This is a genomic window from Nonomuraea antimicrobica, assembly GCF_039536965.1.
GTDB classification, from domain to species: Bacteria; Actinomycetota; Actinomycetes; order Streptosporangiales; family Streptosporangiaceae; genus Nonomuraea; species Nonomuraea antimicrobica.
In genome coordinates this window covers 1-6,197 of sequence record NZ_BAAAZP010000209.1, presented here as the reverse complement: position 1 = coordinate 6,197, position 6,197 = coordinate 1, and the positions used below count along the sequence as shown (strand labels likewise).

4 protein-coding genes are annotated in these 6,197 nt (G+C 75.2%); 3 read left to right on the top strand and 1 reads right to left on the bottom strand.

The window, feature by feature from the left end; translation table 11 throughout:
• The coding region (locus ABD844_RS45475) for a condensation domain-containing protein (protein WP_344893589.1) at window positions 1-654 on the bottom strand (654 nt) is incomplete at its 3' end.
• Window positions 655-818: 164 nt separating this feature from the next.
• On the opposite strand from ABD844_RS45475, the gene ABD844_RS45470 reads away from it, so the two are divergent.
• From ABD844_RS45470 to ABD844_RS45460, 3 genes are all read left to right on the top strand, one after another.
• Window positions 819-2,276, top strand: coding sequence for a class I adenylate-forming enzyme family protein (locus ABD844_RS45470; protein WP_344893586.1), 1,458 nt, complete (start codon window positions 819-821; stop codon window positions 2,274-2,276).
• Entirely contained in the window at window positions 2,276-5,497 is a 3,222-nt protein-coding gene (locus ABD844_RS45465) for a non-ribosomal peptide synthetase (RefSeq protein WP_344893583.1), read from the top strand. Before ABD844_RS45470 ends, ABD844_RS45465 begins: the two co-directional genes overlap by 1 nt.
• A gap of 2 nt (window positions 5,498-5,499) precedes the next feature.
• A partial coding sequence (locus ABD844_RS45460) for a condensation domain-containing protein (protein WP_344893580.1) occupies window positions 5,500-6,197 on the top strand: 698 nt, incomplete at its 3' end.

Here is a 6,197-nt window from a genome sequence, read left to right as displayed (position 1 = left end):
CGGCGCGGGCGCGCGGGGCACGTGGCCGTCGAGCGACTCGGCCATCCGGCTCAGGCGCCGCTCCCAGTGCCGTGCCGCGCGCCGCTGGTAGGCCAGCCCGGCGGGGGACACCTCGGCCTCGGCGGCGTCGATCGGCTGCTCGACCGGCCGGTCACCCGGGAACGGCTCGGCGCCGGCGGCACGGGCCCCGATCGCGTGCTCCAGGTCCTCGCGCAGCACGCGCATGCCCCACGGGTCCACGGCCACGTGGTCGATCACGATGTCGATCCTGCGTACCTCGTCGCCCGCGGCGAACAGCACGAACGCGGCCGGCCACTGCTCGCCCACGCGGAAGCAGGTCAGCCGCCACGGGCCGCGGCCGTGCGGTCTGGACGGGTCCGCGTCGGTGAACTCCACGATCGTGTCGAGCCCGGCGTCGACGGGGCAGACGTGCTGGCTGCCGCTCTCGCCGGGGCCGCGCCGGACGAGCGAGCGCAGGCCCTCGTGCCGGCGTACGACGTCACGCACGGCGGCGAGCACGTGGCGCCGGGGCACGCCGTCGACGGGCACGCTCTCGCAGATGTTGTCCTCGAACGAGGTGGCCGAGTCGGACGGGACCCACTGGACCCACTCCTGCTGCGACCAGGTCAGCCGCCCGCTGCGCAGCACCGGCATGGGAGGTGTCCACGGCGCATGCTGTAGGTCTTTTGCGCGCTCCATGATGACATCTGAACACAGTTCGTCCTGTTATTGCTGTGGCAAGTTGTCATCTGTCATCCTCTTGTTGTGAGACGGATGGATCTTCCGTGGGCGTGTTCTGCACGCGCCCAGGAGCCCCGGTGAGGACGGTCCCCCAGCTCCTCGCGACGAGGGCGGCGCAGGATCCCGACGACGCCGCCATCGTGGTGGACACCGTCGGCTCGATGACCTTCCAGGAGTGGGAGCGCCGCTCCGGCTCCGTCGCGCGAGCGCTGCTCGACCGGGGAGTGCGCGCGGGCGACCGCGTCGGCCTGCTGTACGGCGGGCGCGGCTGGATCGAGTTCGCCGTCGCCTACTGCGCGATCCACAAGGCCGGGGGCGTCGCCGTACCGCTGCCGGAGCGCGCGACGCCCGCCGAGCGGGCCGCCATGCTCGCCGACTGCTCCGCCTCCGGCCTCCTGCACGAGAGCGGTGTCTCTCCCGGCTGGGACGCGGGCTGGACCGCGACGACGAACGAACTAGACGACGGGCGCGAGTCGTCCGCCGCGTTATCCGCCGCGCCGGAGATCCCGCCCACCGCCCTGGCCCAGATCCTCTACACCTCCGGCACCACCGGACGCCCCAAGGGCGTGGCCGCGACCCACGCCAACCTCACCCACGGCACCACGGACCATCCGCGCCGCCGTCCCCTCGCCCACTCCCGGCTGTTCCTGCACGCGTTCCCGATCGGCACCAACGCGGGACAGACGATGCTGCTCAACGCGCTCGACGCCCGGCCCGGCGCGCTGACGCTGCCGCGCTTCACCCCCGGCCGGTTCGCCCGGCTGATCGAGTCGAGGGCGCCCGGCACGGTGTTCGCGGTGCCGTCGATGGCGATCGAGCTGCTGCGGGCGCGGGTGCACGAGCGGCACGACCTGTCGAGCGTGAAGCTGTTCGGCTGTACGGCGTCCGCGCTGCCGCCCGACGTGGCGGTCAGGCTCGGCGCGCTGTTCCCCGGCGCGGTGCTGGTCAACTACTACACCTCCACCGAGGCCGCGCCGGCGCAGACCACGATGGTGTTCGACCCGGCCCGGCCGACGTCGGTGGGGCGGCCCGCCTCGCCGGGCGATCTCCGCATCGCGGGAAAGGACGGGGCCGCGCTGCCCGCGGGCGAGGCGGGCGAGGTGTGGCTGCGCTCGCCGACGGCCCCGCGGTTCTACTACGGCGACCCGGACGACGCCGCCTTCCGCGGCCGGTGGGTCCGCATGGGCGACGTCGGCTACCTGGACGGCGACGGCTACCTGCACCTCGTGGACCGCGACCAGGACGTCATCAAGTCGGGAGCGTTCAAGATCTCCACGTTGAAGATCGAGGCCGCGCTGCACGAACACCCGCTGATCGACGAGGCCGCCGTCTTCGGCGTCCCTGACGCGGTGCTGGGGGAACGCGTCGCGGCGGCGATCGTCGCGCCGCCCGGGATCACCGGACGCGAGGTACGCGCCTTCCTCGCCCCCAAGCTCGCCCCGCACGAACTGCCGGGACAGATCGACGTACGGGATTCGCTGCCCAGGAACGCCCTGGGCAAGGTGCTCAAACGCGCGCTCAGGGAGGAGAACTGATGCAGGCGTCCCACGCCCAGCACGGCATCTGGCTGGCGGAGCAGACCGGCCGCGCCGGTGCCGCCTACCACATGCCGCTCGCCGTGGCCCTCGACGGTGAGCTGGACGTGGCGGCGCTACGCGTGGCGTGCGCCGCGCTGGCGGACCGGCACGAGCCGCTCCGGTCCCGCTTCGAGGAACGGGCCGGCGCCCTGCACGCGCTCCCCGCCGCCACCCCGCCCCCCTTCCACCACGAACGGCTCCCAGCGGGAACGGACACGGCGGGAACGGACGCGGCGGGAACGGACACGCACGCGGCGGCGGAGGACACTGCGGTGGACACTGCGGCGGGCATGGAGGAGTTGGTCCGGGCGGAGGTCGGCCGCCCCTTCGACCTCGGTGCCGGGCCGCTGTGCAGGTTCACCCTGGTGAGCCTGGCCGCCGACCGGCACCTGCTGCTCTTCGTCGCCCACCACCTGGTCTTCGACGGCGGCTCGAAGGACGTGCTGCTCCGCGACCTCGCCGCCCTCTACACCGCCGCCCGCGCCGGACGTCCCCACACCCTGCCGGACCTGCCCGTCTCGTACGGCGAGCACGCCCGCGCCGAGGATGACCGGGTGGCCGCGGACCTCGCCGGGGCCGCGGCCTTCTGGGCGCCGCGCTGGCGGGAGACGTCCGACCTCGTGCTCCCCGGCCTGCGCCGCGCCGCCGCGACGGAGGGAGCGGGGGAGACCCTCACCCTGGAGGACGCGGCCTGGGAACGGCTCGGCAAGGCCGCCGAGGCGGTGGGCGTCACCCGGTTCGAGGCGGTCGTCGCGCTGCTGCGCGCCCTCCTGCACCGGTACGGCAACCGCGCGGTCCCGATCTCGGTCGGCCTGGGCACCAGGGACGCCGCGACCCGCGACCACGTGGGCCTGTTCGTGAACGAGCTGCCGGTGTGCGCCGACCCCGCGCCGGGTGCCACGTTCCGCGAGTTCGCGGCGGCCGTACGGGCGGAGCTGCGGGCCGCCTACCGCTTCCGGCACGTGCCGCTCGGCCGGGCCGTGGGCGGGGCGCGCCCGCGTACCGCGCTGACTCCCGTGACCGTGAGCTACCGCAGGCGCGCGGCCGAGCCGGTGTTCCCCGGACTCGACGCCGCCGTGCGCTGGACGATGTTCCCCGGCGCGGTCCGCGGCACGCTGGACCTCCAGGTCGTGGAGGGCACGGACGACCTGGCCGTCAGCCTCCGGTACGACGCGGCGGAGCTGGGCGCGGACGACGTGGCGCGCTTCGCCGGTCACCTGCGCACCCTGCTCGCCGAGGTGACGGAGCGCCCCGACACGCCGCTCGGCGACCTCGCGATCCTCCCGGAGCCGGAGCGTGAACTGCTCTCCACCGCCTGGAACGACACCCGCGTGCCGTACGAGGAGGCGGAGCTGGTCGTCCCGGCGCTGTTCGCCGCGCGGGCAAGGTCCGCGCCGCAGGCCGTCGCGGTCGTCGCGGGCGAGCGGCGCATCACGTACGGCGAGCTGGACGCGCTGGCGGACCGCCTCGCCCGGCGGCTGCCCCAGGCGGGGGACGCGCCGGTGGCGCTGCTGCTGGGCAGGTCGTGGCCGCTGGTGGCGAGCCTGCTCGCGGTGCTCAGGTCGGGCGCGGCGTACCTGCCGCTCGATCCCGGGCACCCGGAGGAACGCCTGGCGTCGATCATGGCCGACGCGGGCGTGCGCACCGTCCTCACCGACGGCTCCGTGCCCGTGCCCGTGCCCGTGCCTGTGCCCGCGCCCGTGCCTGTGCCCGCGCCCGTGCCGTTCCACGAAATCCGCGCCGACGCCACCGGCCCCGCCCCGGACGACCCGGCCCCGGACGGACCTACCCCTGACGACCCGGCCCCGGACGGGTCCGCCCGGGGCGGCTCGGTCCCTGGTGGCCCCGCCCCGGACGACCTCGCCTACGTGATCTACACCTCCGGCTCCACGGGCCGCCCGAAGGGGGTGGCCGTGCCGCAGCGGGCGCTGGCGAACCTGCTGCTCGGCATGCGCGACCTCCTCGGCGGCGGCCCCGGCGACACCTGGCTCGCCCTGACCTCGCCCGCCTTCGACATCGCGGCGCTCGAACTGCTCCTCCCGCTCGTCACCGGCGGCCGGGTGGTCCTCGCCGACCAGTCCGACCCGGCCGCGGCCGTCGAGCTGATCAAGGCGGAGGGCGTCACGCACGTGCAGGCGACCCCGTCGGGGTGGCGGATGCTGCTCGCCGCCGGGTTCGACGCCCCCGGTGTCGTCGCGCTGACCGGCGGCGAGTCCTTGCCCGCGCCGCTCGCCCGGCAGCTCAGGCCGCGGGTCGGGCGGCTGGTCAACATGTACGGCCCGACGGAGACGACCATCTGGTCGACCGCCTGGGAGGTCCCGCAGGACCCCGATACCGTGGCCATCGGGAGCCCCATCGCCAACACCGCCGTCCACGTCCTGGATGAGTACGGCGGCCTGGCGCCGATCGGCGTGCCGGGGGAGCTGGTCATCGCGGGCGCCGGGGTGGCGCGCGGTTACCTCGGCAGGGACGACCTCACCCGCGAACGCTTCGTGCCCTACCCGTTCGCCGGCCCGCACGCCGGCCCGCACGCCGACGGCCCGATGTACCGCACGGGCGACCGGGTCCGATGGCGGGCGGACGGCGTGCTGGAGTTCCTTGGCCGTTCTGACGGGCAGTTGAAGATCCGGGGGCACCGGGTCGAGCCGGCCGAGATCGAGTCCGCGCTGGCCGGGCATCCCCAGGTCGAGCAGGCCGCGGCGGCTTCGTTCGACGGACGGCTGATCGCCTACCTCGTCCGGCGCGGGCCGGTGGACGAGCGGGAGCTGCGGCGGCACCTGGCGCTGCGGCTGCCGCCGTACATGGTGCCCGAGCGCTTCGTCCCGCTCCCGGAGCTGCCGCTGACCCCGAACGGCAAGCTCGACCGCGCCGCACTCCCCGAGCCGCCAGCGGACACGGGAGACCTTGAGCAGCCCGTCCCCCAAGAGCCCGGCCCTCAGCGGACCGGCCCCGCAGAGGTGGTACGGGCGATCTGCCAGGAGGTGCTGCGGGTGGACGCCATCGCCCCGCAGGACGACCTGTTCGACCTCGGAGCGCACTCGCTGACGCTCATGCAGATCGCCTCCCGCGTGCACGAACGGCTCGGCGTGGACCTGCCGCTGCGCGCCTTCTTCGACAGCGCGACGTTCGGCGACCTGGTGGCCAGGATCGAGGCGGGCATGACCGGGGGAGCGCGATAGACATGGGCGCGATCGAAGCGGACCCGATCCCCGTACGGCTCGGCGGCGGCGAGCGGCCGCTGTCGCCCGCCCAGGAGCGCATGTGGCTCCTCGACCGGCTGGAGGCCGACGCCGGGGCCTACAACGTGTTCCTCGCCCACCGGCTGCGCGGCGACCTCGACGCCGACCGGCTGGCGGCGGCCGTCGGCGCGATCGCGGCCCGGCACGAGATCCTGCGCACCACGTACGCGAGCCGCGACGGCGAGCCGGTCCAGATCGTCCGCGAGCCCGGCGACGGGGTGCCGCTGGAGCGGCTGGACCTGTCCGGGCTGCCCGCGGGGTCACGTGAGGCGCGGGCCAGGGAGCTGGCCGCCGAACGGATCCGGCGCCCCTTCGACCTCGCCGCGGGGCCGCCGTGGCGGGCGAGCCTGCTCCGCCTGGACGAGCGCGAGCACGTGCTGTGCGTGGTGTTCCACCACATCGCGGTGGACGGCTGGTCCACGGAGCTGTTCTCCGCCGAGCTGGCCGCGCTCTACCCCGACCCGTACGGCCAGGCACCGGCCCCACCGGCCCTCCAGTACGGCGACTACGCGGCCTGGCAGCGCGAACGGCTGGCCGAGGAGGCGGCCGGGCAGCTCGCGTACTGGCGGGACCGGCTCGCCGACCCGCCCGTGCTGGACCTGCCGCTCGACCGGCCGCGCCCGGCGACCCGCGGCGCGGC

Coding starts and splice junctions, on each gene's coding strand:
- ABD844_RS45465 (WP_344893583.1), top strand. CDS start 2,276: ATGCAGGCGTCCCACGCCCAGCACGGCATCTGGCTGGCGGAGCAGACC.